Origin of the sequence: Sphingobacterium sp. BN32 (assembly GCF_030503615.1) — a bacterium.
Taxonomy (GTDB): Bacteria; Bacteroidota; Bacteroidia; order Sphingobacteriales; family Sphingobacteriaceae; genus Sphingobacterium.
This window is the reverse complement of record NZ_CP129963.1, coordinates 4,354,695-4,373,748: the sequence shown is the minus strand read 5'-3', so window position 1 is coordinate 4,373,748 and position 19,054 is coordinate 4,354,695. Positions and strand designations below refer to the sequence as shown.

Sequence of the window (19,054 nt, the reverse complement as noted above, 5' to 3'; positions counted from 1 at the left end):
TCTATATTTGTTAATAACTTGATAACCAATAATTGACAAAAATTCTGTTTATAACTTTTGCCTACTACGAATATGACCATTTTTTTCTACCAAAAAAACTAATTTGGTAAAAAAATGTTAAATCACTTGTTTACAGCAATTTAATTGTAATTTTTATGATTTAACAGGTTTAGAAATGAACACAAATTTAGTTTTCAACACCTTGAAAATACCTCGATCAAAATTCAATTTTTTAAAGGAAAAATTAAGTTTAAGTTTTTGAGTGTGGAAAACTTTTAATAAAAAAAGAAGCCGCGTGGCTTCTCTTCTTTATTCTTTTAAAGTTTCTGTAAAACCTTATAAATGATAGCAATTATCCTACCAAACTTTCCGTTTTTATACCCTTGGTTAATTTTCTGACCGTCGCTTCGATACCTGTAGCATCATAACCACAGATTTGCCACAATTCAGCCTGTTCACCATGCTCCACAATCGTATCTGGGATACCTAATCGGGTCACGTCGGCATCGTAGTGATGGTCTACCATGAATTCCAATACCGCAGAACCAATACCTCCAGGAAGACATCCGTCTTCAACAGTGATCACTTTATTGAACTTCTTGAAAACTTCGTGCAACATGTCCTCATCCAAAGGCTTCGCAAAACGCAAATCGTAATGTGCCGGATGTATCGCATCCTCAGAAAGCTTCTGAATAGCCTTGCTAGCCTCATTACCGATATGTCCGAAGGTCAAGATAGCAATATCCTCCCCATCATAGATCTTTCTGCCTTTGCCGATAGGAATCTCCTTAAAAGGTAATTTCCAATCTGGCATAACCCCATTACCACGTGGATAACGGATCACGAAAGGACCCTTATCCGGTAATTGCGATGTGTACATCAGATTGCGAAGTTCTTCCTCATTCATGGGTGATGAAACCACCAAATTCGGAACGCAACGCATAAAAGAGATATCATAAGCACCGTGATGCGTAGGTCCATCTGCACCCACTAAACCGGCACGGTCCAAACAGAATACCACGTTTAAGTTCTGTAAGGCTACATCATGAATCACCTGATCATAGGCGCGCTGCATAAAAGAGGAATAGATATTACAAAAGGGAACTAAGCCCTGTGCAGCCAAGCCCGCACTAAATGTAACCGCGTGCTGTTCCGCGATACCCACATCGAAAGCTCTGTTAGGCATCGCTTTCATCATAATGTTCATCGAAGATCCACTCGGCATCGCCGGTGTAATCCCCATGATTTTATCGTTTGCCTCTGCCAGCTCCACTAAGGTATGTCCGAAAACATCCTGGTATTTCGGTGGCTGTGGTTTATCTGATATGCTCTTTTTTATCTCGCCGGTAATCTTATCAAAAAGACCCGGAGCATGCCATTTGGTTTGATCTTTCTCCGCCAAAGCATAGCCTTTTCCCTTTACCGTTACTACATGTAACAACTTCGGCCCATTGATATGCTTCAAGTCTTCAATGGTCTTCACCAATTTATTGACGTCATGTCCGTCTACTGGTCCGAAATAACGGAAATTTAAAGATTCGAAAAGGTTAGAATTCTTTAATAAAGTTCCCTTGATGCTTTGTTCTAGTTTTTTTGCCCATCCATATGCATTTGGACCCTTTTTAGAGATCTTCGATAATACCGACACCAAATCATCACGAAAACGGTTATAGCTCTTAGAAGTCGTTATACTGGTCAGATACTCCTTCATCGCCCCAACATTCGGATCGATGGACATACAGTTGTCATTTAAGATGACCAACAGATTCGATTTCTCTATACCCGCATGATTTAATGCTTCAAAAGCCATCCCGCCCGTTAATGCGCCATCACCTATGATCGCCACATGCTGACGATCGGTTTCGCCTTTATATTCCGAAGCAACCGCCATGCCTAATGCGGCAGAGATTGATGTAGACGAGTGGCCCACACCAAAGGCATCATATTCGCTCTCCGAACGCTTCGGGAATCCCGATAAACCTCCGATAAGACGATTGGTATGAAAAGTATCACGACGACCAGTCAGGATCTTATGACCGTAGGCTTGGTGCCCAACATCGAATAAAATCTGATCATAAGGAGTATTTAAGGCGTAATGTAAGGCAACTGTCAATTCAACAACACCTAAACTTGCCGCAAAATGTCCACCATTGACCGATACAATATCGATGATGAATTGCCTAAGTTCTTTACAAACCTGCTCTAGGTCAGCTTCTTTTAAGTCTCTTAGATCTGCTGGATATTGTATTTTCTTTAGTAGCTCTCCTGCTTCTACCTGCATAACTTGAAAAATTTCAAAATAAGATACAAAGTAACAATTTATTCTTCTAACTGTGGAATATATATACAATTTTATAGCGCATATTGTTTTCTCCAATTCCGCAAAAATCAATAAGATTCGGGATTAAATCCTTATTTTTGATCTTTCTATGGAGGCAAGCAACTACGAAATTAAACTCGCCCAATTTGAAGGGCCATTTGATTTACTTCTCTTCTTTATCGAACGAGATGAATTGAATATTCACGATATCCCTATCTCAAAAATTACCGACGATTTCTTAGCCTATATACAACATATGCAGGCCTTGAACATCGAACTGGCGAGTGAATTTATCTTCGTAGCCTCGACCCTCATGCGCATCAAAGCCAAAATGTTATTGCCTCGTCCGGAGCTTGATGAAAATGAGAACGAAGTCGATCTGAAAAAGGAACTTGTTCAAAAACTATTGCTCTATAAACAGTTCAAGGTGGTAACCGAAGAACTCAAAGTGATGGAAGAAACGCGCGCGATGCATTTTGAACGCGGCAATATCGCTCAAGACCTCAAGATCGCCTCGAAATCCATCCGCAATACTGAAGAAGAACTGTCTTCCTTTACCCTCTACCGCTTGATGATGGTGTACGAAAGAATGATGTACAATTATACGCACCGTATTCAGGAAGTAAAACATACGGTCGTTAAGTACCCTTACACCATCGAGCAGCAAAAGAAAGCAATTTCAGAGCTTATAGAACTTAATAAAACCTTAGATTTCTCGGCTATCGCCAAACATTCAGAAAATAAAGTACAGTTTGTTTATAATTTCTTAGCCGTACTGGAGATGTTGCAACAAAAGTTGCTAGATATCGAAGTTGGCTTGGGATACAACAATTTCTTTATCAATAAAAAGGTTTCTTAATCTTTCTTTAGCTGATCAGCAATTTGCCTTTTAACCTCTTCTTTATCTCTCAATTTAGATAAACAGGTCAACAGGTAATCGTATTGTCCCTTTGAATCCATTCCTCTGATCGCTTTCAAGGCTTCCATCCCAGCTTGTAGGGCATAGGTGTTCTTATTCTCGAAAGAAGCAATCAAATCGCGCAAACGCTCGTCTACCAGATAATCATCCACAATGCCATATGCCATTGCCTTTGATGTCGTAAATGGCTCGCCATCTAAACAAAGCTGTAAGGCCTTCTTTTCCGGCATCACGCGAACTAAGCTCGCCAATACCTGAAACGGAAAAATACCTAAATTAACTTCCGGTAGCTTAAAATTTAAGTTTTCCTTAGCCAAAACATAAGTACAACCCAAGATAAACAAAAAGCCACCAGCAATAACATCACCCTCAACCACGGCAATGGACGGCTTGTTCAAGCGATCGAAAACCTCACCTAATGATATCGTCTGATTTTGAATCTCTGGATTCTGCTGATCCAAGCTAGGATCTTGATAGGTCTTCAAATCCATACCTGCACAAAAGACAGGGCCATTTGCACGAACGACAACCACTTTCACACGATCATCGGCATCCGCTTCCGCCAGGGCATGAGCAATCTCATTGACCATCGTCGGTGTAAAAGCATTTCTCTTCGCCTCACGATTTAGTGTTAGCGAAAAAATATAACTGTCAACGTTCGTTTGAATGTAATTATAGTTCATTGCGAATCAAATCTTGAAAACCAAACATCAATTGCTGTACTTGTTCGTAAGAACCCTTATTAAAACGGTCTACCAACAATTCCGTAGGAATATTGCCTACCAATTCGTCTTTCGCAAACGGACAGCCACCATAGCCTAATATTGCGCCCTCAAAACGTCGGCAACCAGCATCATAAGCCGCATTTACCTTCAATAAAGCACTCTCAATCTGGCTATGCAAATGGATACTGAAAGAGTTATCCGGAAAATCAGATCCTAATTTTCTAAACAGTTCTCCAACCGATTCCGGGGTTGCTTCAGCCGTTGTATCAGCAATAGAAAAATTGCTTACGCCAGCCTCTCGTAGCCTACCGATCCAATCGCTTACCAAAACCATGCTCCAGTCGTCCCCATAAGGATTACCAAAGGCCATCGAGATGTAAACTACCAGCTCTTGCTTGCCTGCTTTATTTAAAATATCCAGGATGCCCTGTACATTTACATAGGCCTCCTGGATACTTGAATTCGTGTTATTTTGTTGAAAGGTCTCCGAAATAGAAAACGGAAAACCTAAATAATCAATTTGTTGATGCTCAGCCCCGATTTGCGCGCCTCGTTGATTGGCTATAATAGCCAATAACTTAACCTGCTCATCTTTTTCCAATCCCTCCAACACCTCTTTTGTATCAGCCATCTGCGGAACCGCTTTTGGAGAAACAAAACTGCCAAAGTCAATACAATCAAACAGTTTACTTTTTATCAACTGATTAATATATTGAATCTTGCGTTTGGTATCTATAGGATATTTTATCCCCTGGATAGCATCCCGAGGACAATCGACTAAGCTTACAAAAGGATTATTATTCGACATCTTTTTTAATTTCTCTAGCAATAACCATACGTTGGATCGAGCTTGTACCTTCACCAATCGTACATAACTTCGCATCTCTAAAATATTTCTCCGCAGGGAAATCCTTGGTAAATCCATATCCACCCAAGATCTGTACCCCTTCGTTTGAAACTTCTACCGCCGTTTCCGAAGCAAACAACTTCGCCATAGCACCTTCACGAGTCACTTTCTTGCCCTGATCTTTTAAAAGACCAGCTTTGCGGATCAATAGCTCCGAAGCTTCAATCTTCGTCGCCATATCTGCTAATGTAAAGCCTACAGCTTGAAAATCAAAAATTTTAGAGTTGAATTGCTCACGCTCATTCGCATATTTCAAGGCACATTCGTAGGCTCCACGTGCAATACCCAAAGATAAAGCTGCGATAGAGATACGTCCGCCATCCAATAATTTCAATGCTTGCACAAAACCATCACCGATCTCGCCGATCAATTGGTCTTTGTGGATACGACAGTTATCGAAGAATAAAGATCCTGTTTCCGACGCACGCATCCCTAACTTATCCATCTTCGCACCAGCTGTAAATCCTGGCGTTCCTTTTTCAATAATAAAAGCTGAAATACCTTTTTTATCACCTTTCTCACCTGTACGAGCCATCACTACGGCTACATCACCGCTAATCGCATGTGTAATAAAGGTTTTATCGCCGTTCAAAACAAAGTAATCTCCGTCAATAACAGCTGTAGTGTTCATACCACCAGCATCAGATCCCGATCCTGGTTCTGTTAAGCCCCATGCACCGATCCACTCACCGCTAGCCAGTTTCGGTAAGTAACGCTGTTTTTGCTCTTCATTCGCAAAAGACAAGATATGATTTGTACATAATGAGTTATGCGCAGCTACCGATAGGCCGATAGATCCACACACTTTAGAAATTTCGTCAAGAATAGTGATGTATTCCTGGTAGCTTAAGCCGGAACCGCCGTACTGCTCAGGTACGACGATCCCCATAAAGCCGTGCTCTCCCAATTTTTTAAATACGTCGATAGGGAAGGTTTGGGCTTGATCCCACTCCATCACGTACGGCTTAATGTAATTGACGGCAAAATTTCTAGCGCTTTCCTTGACCAGCATTAACTGCTCGTCCGAACTAACTTGAAACATAATATTATTTTATTTTAGTTTATATTTGGGTTTAAATATTTTTTACAAAGATTATAAAAAACAAATAATATTTTATGATATTTATAAAATAAAGTTTTTTTGACCAGTTTAAATTTACATTATTTTAATAACCAATATGCACACTTTAATTAATGAACTTCAGAAAAAGAGGGAGGCTTTACTATTAGGTGGAGGCTTAGATAAAATCCAAAAACAACGTGAAAAAGGAAAGATGTCAGCGTGGGAGCGCGTTATTTATCTATTGGATGAAAACAGGCCTTATACCGAAATAGGGATCTTTGCTGGAGAAGGACAATACAAGGAACATGGTGGATGCCCTAATGGGGGAGTTGTGGTCGTGATGGGCTATGTAAAGGATAGATTATGTATTGCTGTATCAAACGATGCTACCGTAAAAGCGGGTGCTTGGTTCCCGATTACATGTAAAAAGAACCTGAGGGCACAGGAGATTGCCATGGAGAATAATCTCCCTATTATTTACTTGGTAGACTCTGCCGGTGTGTATTTACCTATGCAAGACGAGATCTTCCCGGATAAGGAACATTTCGGCCGTATTTTTCGTAACAATGCAAAGATATCCGCAATGGGAATTCCACAGATCGCTGCTATTATGGGTTCCTGCGTAGCAGGTGGTGCCTATTTACCGATCATGTCTGATTATGCACTTATCGTTGAAGGTACTGGTTCGGTCTTCTTAGCTGGTTCCTACTTGGTAAAATCGTCCATCGGCGAAAATATTGATAACGAAACCTTAGGCGGTGCAGCAACGCACTCCGAAATATCAGGCGTAACAGACAACAAATATCCAAATGATGAGTCTTGCTTAGATGCCATCAAGAATATTGTGGATAAGTTCGGCGCCAGCCCTAAAGCCCTGTTCTCCAGAGTAGAGTCAATTGCTCCGGAATACACTATAGATCAATTATATAATTACTTTCCTGAAGATCGTTTAAAGCCTTACAACATGTTGGAGGTTTTAAAAAGCATTGTGGATAAGGGAAGTTTAGAGGAATATAAAAAGGACTACGGAAAGACGTTAATCTGCGCCTTAGCCCGTATTGATGGTTGGGCTGTCGGTATCGTGGCAAATCAACGCGAAGTAGTAAAAGCTAAGAAACCGGGCAATTCAACCGAGATGCAGATGGGCGGAGTAATCTACTCGGATTCGGCCGATAAAGCCGCACGCTTTATCATGAACTGCAACCAACAGAAGATTCCATTGGTATTCTTCCAGGATATCTCCGGCTTTATGGTAGGCTCCAGAGCCGAGCATGGCGGAATCATTAAAGACGGTGCTAAGATGGTCAACGCTATGGCAAACTCCGTCGTACCTAAGTTCACCTTTATGGTCGGCAACAGTTATGGAGCCGGAAACTACGCGATGTGCGGAAAAGCCTACGATCCACGTCTGATCTATGCATGGCCGACTGCAAAAATAGCCGTAATGAGCGGTGCATCAGCAGGTAAAACCTTATTGCAAATACAGGAAGCAACCCTCAAATCGAAAAATGTCACACTTAGCGAAGAAGAAAAAAATAAGCTACTCAAAGACATCGAAGAAAGATATAATGAACAATTGAGTCCCTATTATGCAGCTTCCCGCTTATGGGTAGACGGTGTAATCGACCCGGCAGAAACCCGAAAAATAATTTCTATGGGAATAGAAGCCGCAACCCATAATCCAAATATACCCGACTATAAGGTAGGTGTTATTCAGACGTAGATCAGATATCAGATTTTAGATATAAGACATTAGAGTAGTGTCTGTCCCTGAATAGTGTTGACCGTTTTTACAATTTATCAACTTGATCAAATATAGTTATTAGTGGTTTAGGAGACAATATCTCCCTAAACCACTTTTCTTCGAAACTCTCTGGCGACATCCTATGTAATGAGTTGTGCAGTCTTCGTTTATTGTACTGTTTGACAGCTCTATTGACCATTTTTTTTAAGCTTTCGAACGTCTTAGGCTTCCAATAATCCAGATACTCATTCTTGATGGTTCCATTGATCCGCTCAGCGTATGCATTGTCCTGGGCACTCTTGCCCATGCTCACCCTGCAATTATTCTCTTTCAACAGCTGCAGATAAGCTGTCGCATGATATTGGGCACCTCGGTCTGAATGATGATATTGGGGTGCCCCGTTATTCTTAAGGGCCATTCGTAGTGCCTTAAGATTAGCTGTTGACTGCATATGATTGGATACTTGATATCCAACGATCTTTTTGGTGTAAACGTCGATAATGAACACTCCATAGTAGAACCTATCGCCCACGTAGAAGTAGGTGATGTCCGATTGCCAAACCTGATTGGGAGTCCCTACAACCAAGCCATTGATCAGATTAGGGTAGGCTGTGGAAAGCCCGCGAGTCGTCCTGCGATAGTTCTTCTTGACCTTCAATCGATATCCTAAAGACATCATGGTCTCTATGAAACGATCTCTCCCCACAAAATCCGGACGGAGCATATAATACAGTTTTTCCACCCCACAACCGGGATGTTCCTTACGCACTTTATCCGCTTTTTCGATCAGCTCAGCGAATTGAACCTGATAACGGGAATGGCGAACAGCGCGCTGATGCACCGCCTGTTTGCTCACACCAACGGTTCTATAAAGCTGATTGAGGGAATAATCTATTTTTCCTGCGTGTTCCCGGAACCATCCGATGGTGGGGTGTTGAAATTTTTTCTGATATCGACCTTAAGATCCTCTCCAGCGATGTCAATCATCTTCTCCAAGAAATCGATCTTGATCTGCTTCTGGCCGATCATCCGCTCCAGCTCACGGATACGCTGTTCCATGGCTTTTACTTTGTGGGTGCTACTTGATTTCATCTCCATTATACGTTGTCCTTTCTCATTAAAGTTAGAAAATTTAAGATCCAATTATAGATCGTGGGATTACTTATTCCATAAAGCCGCTCTAACTGTAGAACACTCAACTTCCCACTCTCAAATAGGGAAACTATTTCCCGCTTAAAATCATCAGAATAAACCCGTGATTTCCTGATTAACCGCAAATTTGTTTGCATTTAGTACCTCCATTTTGTGGTCAACCTATTTCAGGGATGGACATAGGGAGCCGATTAGGCTCCTTTTTTTGTGGTTTAAAGGGGGGGGTCCGCATAGGTCTTTATACTAACTACTTTTTCTTAGTTCAAGACAAGTACCAACTACTAATAAATACTAACTTAAGACTTAGTCAGCTTAGTTCCCTTTTAAACCCAATGATAACCCAATACAAACCCCAATCAAAGCCGCTCCAGAAGGGCTATGCATTGGGTCATATAGGGCAGTGAAAAAATGTTAGACTAGAAGTAAGTTATAAGACGATAGACATTAAACCCGATCCTGCCAATCCTTGCATCCTTTCTTTTCTGGTTCAGAAAAAGTAGTTAGTACTTAGTACTTAGTATAAAGACCTATTCGGCCAACTACCCCTCGTAAAAAAAAGCCTAATCGGCTCCATACTCTAATATCTAAAAGCATATATCAACTCCCACCCAAGGTCTAAATACTAACTACTATCAAATCAACTTCAGCGCTTTCACCTTTTTCAATAAATCGATGGTGTTATCACATTCTGTTTTGTTGAGTAAGTTTTTGCGGTGGGTTCTAACGGTGTGGATACTGATGAATAATTTCTCGGCTATTTGTTCTGACTTGTAAGCTTGATCTAATAATTGCAGAATCTCTATCTCTCGCTTCGTCAGTTGAAAGGATGGGGGTGGGGCGAGTAAATTCTCCTCTCGTACATTATAAATCGATCCTGAGCCTTTAAGATCGATAAAATGAAGCTCCGGTTCATTGCTCATCTTTATCGCGGTGATGTCAATATGTTGAACCAAGGTTTTTAATACACAGACTTCGTTGATCTCATAGGCAACAGTTTGTTGCAAAATGCGTATATATTGTCCGGATTTCTTCCTTACACGAAAGTCATGAACAATCTTAAAGTGCGTTTGCTTCTCAATGGGGATACTTAAGCAAAAAGTCAGCGCTTGTTTTTCGTGTAAAATAAAGTAGCGTTGATCGTCGGGATGGATAATATCTATCAATCCTTCCATGCTAAAGGTATCAGTATCATAGCCCAGTATTCGGGTAAAGTCCTCCGAAAACGACACTATCTTGATGTTAACACAGTCGAAAATGAAATAATAGCTATCTAATTTGAGGGCAATATTATCGTTATATAAACGATTTCCTTGCTCACTCAATTCTGCTAATAGAGATGCAGCAGATTTAACTAGTTCCTTCCAGCTCAATAGTTAATAATTTGGTAATCAAATATAGTAAAAGTATTGAGACATTAGATGTTAGATATAAGACTTTAGAGCAGGGCGCCGTTTAGGCTCCTTTGTTTGCGCAAATATCAAAGGTTATCTTTTATTTGTTGCAGAAAAGATGATTTGTCTGAACCAAGAAAGGAAGGATGAAAAGATAACCATGATCCTACTCATCTTTTTATCCTTTTTTTCCTGATTCAGACTAGATTTTAGACATTAGATATTAGACCGATCCTGACAATCCTAAAATCCATCCTTTCCTGGTTCAGACGAGATATTAGTTCTTAGACATCAGATATTAGACCGTATCCTGTCAATCCTAAAATCCATCCTTTCCTGGTTCAGACGAGATATTAGTTCTTAGACATCAGATATTAGACCGTATCCTGTCAATCCTAAAATCCATCCTTTCCTGGTTCAAGACAAACGTTCAAAACAGCCTACAAATAGCAAAAAGAAAGGCGCCTTATCGGCGCCCTGCTCTAATGTCTAATATCTAAAATCTACTACGAAAAAGCATTCCACCCCTGCGCTTTCAGCTCATGTACATTTCCTGATTTAGAGATCAGTTGTCGGCCGGCAGCTTCTTCGGTCATATAGCCGATGATAGAGATATCTAATTGATTTTTAACCTTATCGTATTCGCTTTGAGGTATTGTGAAGAGCAGTTCGTAGTCTTCACCGCCACTAAGTGCACATACGGTTGGGTCTAAACCGAACTCACGAGCTGTCTCGTAGGTCATGGGATCGATAGGGATTTTTTCTTCGTATAATTTACAGCCTAGTTTCGAGGCATTACAGATATGGAATAGATCGGATGCTAGACCATCTGATACGTCGATCATGGCATTAGGTTTCACGTTTAAATGGCGGAATAGTTCCACCACATCACGACGGGCCTCTGGTTTTAATTGACGCTCTACGATATAGTCTTTACCTTCCAGATCGGGCTGTATATTAGGGTTTTCTAAGAAAATCTGCTTCTCTCTTTCCAATAATTGGAGACCTACATAAGCACCACCAAGATCACCTGATACACAGATAAGATCGCCTTCTTTTGCGCCAGAGCGCAAAGCTACCTGATCTTCATCAGCATATCCAATGCTGGTTACTGAAATCACTAAGCCTTGAGCGGATGTGGAAGTGTCGCCACCAATAAGGTCGACATTGTATTTCTCACAGGCAAACAATGCTCCTTGGTACAATTCTTCGATGGCTTCCAATGGAAATTTAGATGATAAACCTATGGAAATAGTTACTTGTGAGGCTATACCGTTCATGGCATAGATATCACTAAGATTCACCTGTACAGCCTTGTATCCTAAGTGTTTAAGCGGTACATAGCGAAGGTCGAAGTGTACATTTTCCAAGAGCAAATCCGTGGATATCAGGGTCTTCTTACCTCTGAAATCTAACACTGCAGCATCGTCGCCAATGCCTTTTTCTGAGGATTCATTCTTTAACTCAATCTGGCTCGTCAGGTGTTTGATCAATCCGAACTCGCCAAGTTCATTAAGGTTTGTCTTATCTTTATTATCGAACATATTGTATTTTATAGACCTAGTTTTGCTGATATCTCTAACATACGCTCGATCGGTTTTTGCGCACGAGCGATAATGTCTTCTGAAAGAACAATCTCCGGTTGCTCGTAGTAAAGACAGTTATACAGCTTCTCTAGGGTATTTAATTTCATGTGAGGACAGTCATTACATGCACATAGGTTGTTTGGAGGTGCAGGAATGAATGTCTTTGAAGGGCTAGCCTTCTGCATTTGGTGCAAAATACCAGACTCCGTCGCAACGATGTAAGTATCCGTAGGATCTTCGATCGTATATTTCAACATTCCGGATGTGGAACCGATATAATCAGCTTGCGCTAAGATATGATCTTCACATTCTGGATGTGCGATAAACTTCGCGTTCGGATATTCAAGTCTTAGTGCATCAATTTTTTCTTGCGAGAAAATCTCATGTACCATACAAGCGCCATTCCATAGCACTAAATCTCTGCCTGTTTTCTTCTTAACATAGTCGCCTAGGTTACGATCCGGGCCAAAGATGATCTTTTGATCTGCCGGAAGACTTTCAACAATCTGTACCGCATTGCTTGAGGTACAAACGATATCCGAAAGAGCTTTTAACTCCGCGGTACAATTCACATAAGTGATGACCAGATGATCTGGATATTTCTCTTTAAACTTAGCAAATAAGTGTGGAGGACAACTATCTGATAATGAGCATCCTGCTTTTAAGTCTGGGAGCAATACCTTTTTCGATGGTGAAAGGATCTTGGCTGTTTCGGCCATGAAATGCACACCCGCAAAAACGATCATATCTGCATCGGTCTTCGCTGCCTGTTGGGATAAACCTAAGCTATCGCCGATATAATCTGCAAGGTCTTGGATTTCAGAATCTTGGTAGTAATGCGCTAGGATAACGGCATTCTTTTCCTTCTTCAGCCTATTGATCTCAGCGACTAAATCAATCGTCGGGTCAATATCCACATCAATAAATCCTTTTGCCGAAAGGTCTTGTTCAAAAGTAGTGTTCATTTGCTTTTCTAAGTAAACTGATTTCTTTGACTCATCAATAGCACAAAAGTAAAGAAAGAAATTCAAACGAAATCCACATTCCCTTTTTTCAATAAATTATAATGTTTTTTATAAAAGAGAATCTTGTTGTTTATTAGTGTGTGGATAATGGGGATAAATTTGTGATTTTAGATTTTATTTCTTCGTTATTCTATGTTTTTCCACAATTTATCCACAGTTTTCAACCCTTTAAGTGCTGATTTTCAATTCCTATTTTTTTGAGCTATTATTTTTTCCATATTTTATTGTTCATTTTATTTCTGTTGGGATTTGTTAATATTCGTAACACATTCTCTTAATATTTTGGTAATATTTGTGTGTAAAACCTGTGGATTGTGGATTAATAAATAGTTTTCCTTTTTAATTCACTTCTTATTTACATGTTTTGCACATTATTTGTTAATTTGTTGATTCCTAATTAGAATAATAGTTGATTATAGATGCTGGATAGAAAAGTAGATTTTTTGGTAGTCGGCTCTGGGATTGCAGGATTAAGTTTTGCATTGAAAGCTGCTGACCTTGGCAAGGTGTTGATTGTGACGAAAGCCAATGAGGATGAGTCGAATACGAAATATGCACAGGGTGGTGTCGCTGTTGTGACGGACGAGACGGACAGTTTTGAGAAGCATATTCAAGACACCTTAATAGCTGGAGATGGTTTATGCGATCCACAAGTTGTGGAAAACGTGGTGAAAGAGGGCCCGGACCGTATTGCAGAGCTGATAGCATATGGGACTTCTTTTGACAAGGAAGACTCCGGGGAGTATGATCTAGCGAAAGAAGGTGGGCATTCTATGCACAGAATACTTCATTATAAGGACATTACGGGGTATGAAATTGAACGTGCTTTATTAGCTAAGATACATGCCCATCCGAATATAGAGATATTAACACATTATTTTGCTGTTGATTTAATAACGCAGCATCATTTGGGTGAACATGTGGATAAACGTTCGGATAATATCACTTGTTATGGTATATACGCGTTAAATACCCGCACAAAGAATGTGGAAAAAGTGTTAGCAAAGGTCACATTAATGGCCACAGGCGGTGCAGGGCACGTTTATTCATCCACAACGAATCCCACAATAGCAACTGGTGATGGAATTGCGATGGTGTTTCGCGCGAAGGGTAAAGTTCGTAATATGGAGTTTATTCAATTCCATCCGACGGCCTTGTATAATCCTCGTGAATATCCTGCTTTTTTAATATCAGAGGCTGTGCGAGGTTTCGGAGGCGTATTACGTCGTGTGAACGGTGAATCCTTTATGGAGGAGTATGATGAACGCGCTTCTTTAGCGCCGAGGGATATTGTTGCTAGGGCGATCGATGCCGAGATGAAGAAATCTGGATTGGATTACGTGTACCTCGATATTACACATCGTTCCAAGGCAGATATACTTTCACACTTTCCTAACATCTATGAAAAGTGTTTGTCTGTAGGTTTGGACATGACGAAAGACTATATTCCGGTTTCACCTGCTGCGCATTATTTATGTGGGGGGATCATGGTCGATGAATTTGGTGCTACGTCGATCAAGAATCTATATGCTTGTGGCGAATGCTCTTCTACAGGTTTACATGGTGCTAATCGTTTGGCGTCCAATTCATTACTTGAAGCTGCAGTTTATGCTCATCGTATTTTCCAGAATGCGAGTGAGGTTTTTCCTGGAATAGATTTTCAAGAGGGCATTCCTTCCTGGGATGAGTCGAATACGGCTTTATCGAATGAAGATATTTTAGTGACACATAATCTACGTGAAACACAGAAGTTGATGAGCGATTATGTGGGTATTGTGCGTTCTGATTTTCGTTTAGAACGAGCCATGCGCCGTTTAGGCTTGTTGCACGAGGAAACCGAAGCTTTTTATAAGAACACTCGATTATCGGTTAAGCTTTGTGAGCTTCGTAATGTGATTCAGGTCGCTTTTTTAGTGGTAAAATCTGCTACCCTTCGTAAGGAGAGTCGCGGCTTACATTATACGACTGACTATCCTCAGCATGCTGATGAATTGAAAGACACTGTTTTATAGAATTTTAAATACTTTATGGCTACGATACTACCTGTGCTAGAGAAACACCCTATTATTGGAGAAGAATGCTTTATAGCGCCTAATTCGACTATTGTCGGTGATGTTACGATTGCTGATCATTGTTCCGTCTGGTTCAATGCGGTGATCCGCGGCGATGTGAATTATATCAAAATTGGGGAGTACTCTAACATTCAGGATAATGTAACGATACATGGTACCTATCAGAAGAATGGTACCGATATTGGTAATTACGTGAATATTGGTCATAATGCTATTGTACACGGTTGCCGCATAGATGATTATGCTTTGATAGGGATGGGTGCTATTGTGATGGATAGGGCGCATGTACAACCAAATGTCATTATTGCTGCCGGCGCCGTTGTATTGGAAAATATGGTTTGCGAGTCTGGTTATTTATATGCCGGTGTACCCGCTAAAAAGATCAAGCCGCTCACAGAGGAGCAGCTTGATCTTTTAAAACGTCTTCCGCACAATTATGTGCTTTATAGTTCCTGGTTTACCGATCAGGATTAATTTTCTTCAAACTTTACATCGATAGTTTCGTTCTGTTCCCAGTTGGCTCGGATGGTGAATGTACGATCGAGGTACCAGATACGCTCCGGTTTTCGTCGGGTATAGACGTCTCCAGTATCCCACTTCCCATTATTGTTACTATCTTCAATGATACGGATACTATATTTCCCTCCATTGAATTTGATATAGGAAAGCTTGTTGGTGCCGGATAGGATTCGTTTATCGAATATGTTATCTTTTTTCTCGTCTATTAACTCTATAATATAGCTTTTTGTTTGGTCTAAACCGTTGAATGTGAGCGTGATATCGCCATAGTTCTCCGTCTCGTTCAATGTGAATTGTGTTTTCGACTCCTTGTTGAATTCATCGAAAGGTCCTAGAATTGCTTTTTCCTGTAAAATGAGTTCGTAGTTTTTGTTTGGTCGCCAGTTGAAGCGGATATGATACATTTCCTTGTCTATACTATCTTGCTGTAGTTGGAAGTTTCGACGTGAAACAGAATCTTCATTAAGGATGATCTTATTCTTATCTACTGATGCGATGGGGTAGTTGGCACGCAATTCCAGATGTTTTACACGATCTACTTTATTCGTGATATTGAATTTTGGCTCTATGATTCGCTCGGTCTTTAGGTTCCGTGGTTTACGGAATTTAATCGTATCCATCACTTTGCCAGCTTCGGATAGTTCGATATGCAAGGAATCGATATCCACAGATTCCAAGTACATTCTCGCTGTATCTAAGGTTTCATTGAAACGAACGATTTTATTTGCTTCGAGTTCCGCAGGAGCAATAATCCTTAGGTCAGGATCTTCTAATGACCTGTTGAAGGTTAGGAATAGACTACCATCTTTTTCCATTTTCTTGTCCAGATTACGTAGGAAAGCGGCTTTACCTTTGGTGTATTCTAAACGGATGTTATGTATATTATTGGTTAACACGAGGCTGTCTTGTAGGAAACCGATCCACTCGTCTGCACCATTAAATATCTTATCGTTATTTTGTTCTTTGATGGCATAGATTCGGTAGGTGTCTTCGCGCAGGTTATTGAATTGGAAATTTCCGGACGAATCTACAGCGGTATAATAGGATGCTTTTCGCTTTCCGAATATGCTATCTCTCGCTGTTGGGATCAGAATGACATTGACGTCTTTGTCTTCTGAATAGTCGAATGTCTTTTTATAACCATTGATTACCTTTCCGCTAATCGATAGCGAGTCAAGTTGATTGCCGGTTGCAAATACATAGGTATAGTTGGGTAGGGGATTGCCTTCGTTATAATCAACAAGACCTTTACCGAAGTTGATGGTATAAGTTGTATTCGCTTCTAGGGAATCGGGAAGAACAATATGTAAGTTCTTCTTCTTGATTTTGTAAATGGGTTGCGTCTCGACATCGGGGGAGATAGTGAACTCCTTTTGCTGATTCGTTATTTTAATGTACTCGTCAAAAGTTAATACAATCTCTTTGCTTTTAAAATTCTTTGTCAGGTTAGCTGGAGATTCGTTCAAGACTTTCGGAGGGATAGAGTCTTTTGGTCCTCCGCTTGGTCGTTGCATGTTTGCACATTGAAAAAAGCTAAAGCTGATGACCATTAAAACTAATAAAAATGGCCATTTTGTATTTAAGGCTATTTTTAAGCGATTTAAAGAGGTTTCACCTTTTTTGGAATCTGAAGTCATAAAATTTATTTTATTCGTTTATATCGCTTTATTTTAATCGTATTGTTTTTATAGTTAATACATTGATATTCAGTATATTAACTCATATGTACCATTAAAACACTAATATCTGCAGGTGAAACTCCAGAAATACGTGACGCTTGTCCTAATGTTCTTGGTTTCACTTTCAATAGTTTTTGACGCGCTTCAATAGAGAGGGAAGTTAATGAATTATAATCAAAGTCAGGATTGATTTCTTTGTCTTCCATCTTTTTCATTTTATTCACGATTTCCATTTCTTTCTCGAAGTAGCTTTCGTATTTCACTTTGATTTCAGCTTGCTCGATCGTCTCTTCGTCAAATTGACTTAAGTAGTTTCGTAGTTCTTCGTCAGCTTTCGCAAGGTCTTTGATTTCTATTTGTGGTCTGCTGAGTATATTGAAGAGTCTGGTTTTTTGTGTCAATAGACTGGAACCTTTTTCTGCTAATACCGGGTTCATGGTTTCTGTTGATACGGAGTTCGATCTGAAGTAGTCGACAATATCGTCTGAGTTTTTTACTTTTTCATTTACGATTGCCAACCGTTCATCGGATACTAAACCTAATTGATGTGCGATAGGGGTTAGGCGGATGTCCGCATTATCCTGACGTAAGAGTAGTCGGTGTTCTGCTCTTGAGGTAAACATACGATAAGGTTCTTCCGTACCTTTTGTTACGAGGTCGTCGATTAGTACGCCTATATAAGATTCAGATCTTTTCAAGATCAGCTCATGAAGATCGTTTATTCTTTGATGTGCATTGATACCTGCTACGAATCCTTGGGCTGCGGCTTCTTCGTATCCCGTCGTTCCGTTGATCTGTCCTGCGAAGAATAGATGTTTCACGTGCAACGTTTCTAAAGTAAGGTCGAGTTGCATAGGAGGGAAGAAGTCATATTCGATGGCATAGCCCGGTCTGTACATCTTGGCATTTTCAAATCCAGGGATTAATTGTAATGCTTGTAATTGTACGTCCTCAGGTAAAGAGGTGGAGAATCCATTGACATATATTTCTACTGTTCGGAATCCTTCTGGTTCTACGAAGATCTGATGTCTTTCACGCTCGGCAAATCTGTTGATTTTATCTTCAATGGATGGACAGTATCTTGGTCCTAAACCTTTGATTCTGCCAGTGAACATCGGTGATTTTTCAAAGCCAGTTTTTAATACTTCATGCACTTCTGCATTGGTATAAGTAATCCAGCAACAACGTTGTTCGGTTGGTACATCGACTTTGGTATAAGAGAATCTACCTCTTTTTTCATCGCCCCATTGTTCTTCCATCAAGGAGTAGTTTAAGCTTCTTCCATCAACACGTGGGGGAGTACCAGTTTTCATTCTTCCGGATTCAAATCCTAATGATACTAATTGTTCTGTCAATCCGGTTGCTGCTTTTTCACCTGTTCTACCTCCGCCAAATTTCTTTTCGCCGACATGGATTACACCATTTAAGAAAGTACCATTTGTTAATACTACTGCATCAGATTCGATACGAATTCCCATTGATGTAATGACACCTTTTGCTCTACTGTTCTCGACGATGACTTCCTTTACTGTGTCTTGCCACATATCTAGATTTGGTAGAGATTCCAATTGCCATCTCCATTCTTCAGCAAAACGCATTCTGTCGTTTTGTGTTCTGGGGCTCCACATTGCTGGTCCTTTAGATAGGTTCAGCATTCGGAATTGTATAGTAGATTTATCAGCGATGATACCAGTGTATCCGCCCATGGCGTCGATCTCTCGAACAATCTGTCCTTTTGCTACTCCGCCGATAGCGGGGTTACAACTCATCTGTGCGATGACGCCCATGTTCATGGTGATGAGCAATACAGATGATCCTAAGTTTGCAGCTGCTGCTGCGGCCTCACATCCGGCGTGGCCGGCTCCAACTACGATGACGTTATATTTCTTAAACATATTTATCTTTTCTGTTCCACGTGGAACGAAGTTCTTTTACCCGTTGTTTTTATTATG

Annotated in this window: 15 protein-coding genes; 4 read left to right on the top strand and 11 right to left on the bottom strand. The window is 40.4% G+C overall.

What is annotated here, in order from left to right; all coding sequences use genetic code 11:
* Positions 1-352: 352 nt before the first annotated feature.
* Positions 353-2,281 (bottom strand): 1-deoxy-D-xylulose-5-phosphate synthase, encoded by a 1,929-nt coding sequence (gene dxs / locus QYC40_RS18555; RefSeq protein ID WP_301991728.1) that lies wholly within the window; start codon positions 2,279-2,281, stop codon positions 353-355.
* Positions 2,282-2,429: 148 nt separating this feature from the next.
* On the opposite strand from dxs, the gene QYC40_RS18550 reads away from it, so the two are divergent.
* The gene (locus tag QYC40_RS18550; RefSeq protein ID WP_301991727.1) at positions 2,430-3,179 is read left to right on the top strand and encodes a ScpA family protein; all 750 of its coding nucleotides are present in this window, start codon (positions 2,430-2,432) and stop codon (positions 3,177-3,179) included.
* Here QYC40_RS18550 and QYC40_RS18545 read toward each other — a convergent pair.
* Genes QYC40_RS18545 through QYC40_RS18535 form a run of 3 tightly spaced genes read right to left on the bottom strand, consistent with a single transcriptional unit; the run spans position 3,176 to position 5,913 of the window.
* Positions 3,176-3,922 (bottom strand): enoyl-CoA hydratase/isomerase family protein, encoded by a 747-nt coding sequence (locus QYC40_RS18545; protein WP_301991726.1) that lies wholly within the window; start codon positions 3,920-3,922, stop codon positions 3,176-3,178. The two genes, QYC40_RS18550 and QYC40_RS18545, sit on opposite strands and share 4 nt — an antisense overlap.
* A complete protein-coding gene (locus tag QYC40_RS18540; RefSeq protein ID WP_301991725.1) occupies positions 3,912-4,772 on the bottom strand; it encodes a hydroxymethylglutaryl-CoA lyase in 861 nt (286 codons plus the stop codon). Before QYC40_RS18540 ends, QYC40_RS18545 begins: the two co-directional genes overlap by 11 nt.
* On the bottom strand, positions 4,762-5,913 hold the full coding sequence (locus QYC40_RS18535) for an acyl-CoA dehydrogenase family protein (RefSeq protein WP_301991724.1): 1,152 nt from the start codon (positions 5,911-5,913) through the stop codon (positions 4,762-4,764). Before QYC40_RS18535 ends, QYC40_RS18540 begins: the two co-directional genes overlap by 11 nt.
* A gap of 136 nt (positions 5,914-6,049) precedes the next feature.
* Between QYC40_RS18535 and QYC40_RS18530 the strand changes: the two genes are divergently transcribed.
* Positions 6,050-7,657, top strand: coding sequence for an acyl-CoA carboxylase subunit beta (locus QYC40_RS18530; RefSeq protein ID WP_301991723.1), 1,608 nt, complete (start codon positions 6,050-6,052; stop codon positions 7,655-7,657).
* 67 nt (positions 7,658-7,724) lie between these two features.
* On the opposite strand, the gene QYC40_RS18525 is transcribed toward QYC40_RS18530, so the two are convergent.
* From QYC40_RS18525 to nadA, 5 genes are all read right to left on the bottom strand, one after another.
* Positions 7,725-8,534, bottom strand: a complete 810-nt coding sequence (locus QYC40_RS18525; RefSeq protein WP_301990011.1) for an IS3 family transposase — start codon at positions 8,532-8,534, stop codon at positions 7,725-7,727.
* Positions 8,535-8,569: 35 nt separating this feature from the next.
* Complete coding sequence (locus QYC40_RS18520) at positions 8,570-8,770, bottom strand: hypothetical protein (protein WP_301991722.1); 201 nt, start codon at positions 8,768-8,770, stop codon at positions 8,570-8,572.
* 692 nt (positions 8,771-9,462) lie between these two features.
* A complete protein-coding gene (locus QYC40_RS18515) occupies positions 9,463-10,200 on the bottom strand; it encodes a LuxR C-terminal-related transcriptional regulator (protein WP_301991721.1) in 738 nt (245 codons plus the stop codon).
* A 527-nt stretch (positions 10,201-10,727) separates the two neighbouring features.
* On the bottom strand, positions 10,728-11,765 hold the full coding sequence (thiL, locus tag QYC40_RS18510; RefSeq protein ID WP_301991720.1) for a thiamine-phosphate kinase: 1,038 nt from the start codon (positions 11,763-11,765) through the stop codon (positions 10,728-10,730).
* An 8-nt stretch (positions 11,766-11,773) separates the two neighbouring features.
* Positions 11,774-12,772: a quinolinate synthase NadA gene (gene nadA, locus QYC40_RS18505; protein WP_301991719.1), complete on the bottom strand. Its 999-nt coding sequence runs from the start codon at positions 12,770-12,772 to the stop codon at positions 11,774-11,776.
* A 479-nt stretch (positions 12,773-13,251) separates the two neighbouring features.
* Between nadA and nadB the strand changes: the two genes are divergently transcribed.
* Both nadB and QYC40_RS18495 read left to right on the top strand, forming a co-directional pair.
* Positions 13,252-14,844, top strand: coding sequence for an L-aspartate oxidase (gene nadB, locus QYC40_RS18500; RefSeq protein WP_301991718.1), 1,593 nt, complete (start codon positions 13,252-13,254; stop codon positions 14,842-14,844).
* A 15-nt stretch (positions 14,845-14,859) separates the two neighbouring features.
* Positions 14,860-15,378: a gamma carbonic anhydrase family protein gene (locus QYC40_RS18495; protein ID WP_301991717.1), complete on the top strand. Its 519-nt coding sequence runs from the start codon at positions 14,860-14,862 to the stop codon at positions 15,376-15,378.
* On the opposite strand, the gene QYC40_RS18490 is transcribed toward QYC40_RS18495, so the two are convergent.
* Together QYC40_RS18490 and mnmG are read right to left on the bottom strand one after the other, a co-directional pair.
* Positions 15,375-17,060 (bottom strand): Ig-like domain-containing protein, encoded by a 1,686-nt coding sequence (locus tag QYC40_RS18490; RefSeq protein ID WP_301991716.1) that lies wholly within the window; start codon positions 17,058-17,060, stop codon positions 15,375-15,377. The genes QYC40_RS18495 and QYC40_RS18490 overlap by 4 nt on opposite strands.
* 77 nt (positions 17,061-17,137) lie before the next feature.
* Positions 17,138-18,997, bottom strand: a complete 1,860-nt coding sequence (gene mnmG, locus QYC40_RS18485) for a tRNA uridine-5-carboxymethylaminomethyl(34) synthesis enzyme MnmG (protein ID WP_301991715.1) — start codon at positions 18,995-18,997, stop codon at positions 17,138-17,140.
* Positions 18,998-19,054: the final 57 nt, after the last annotated feature.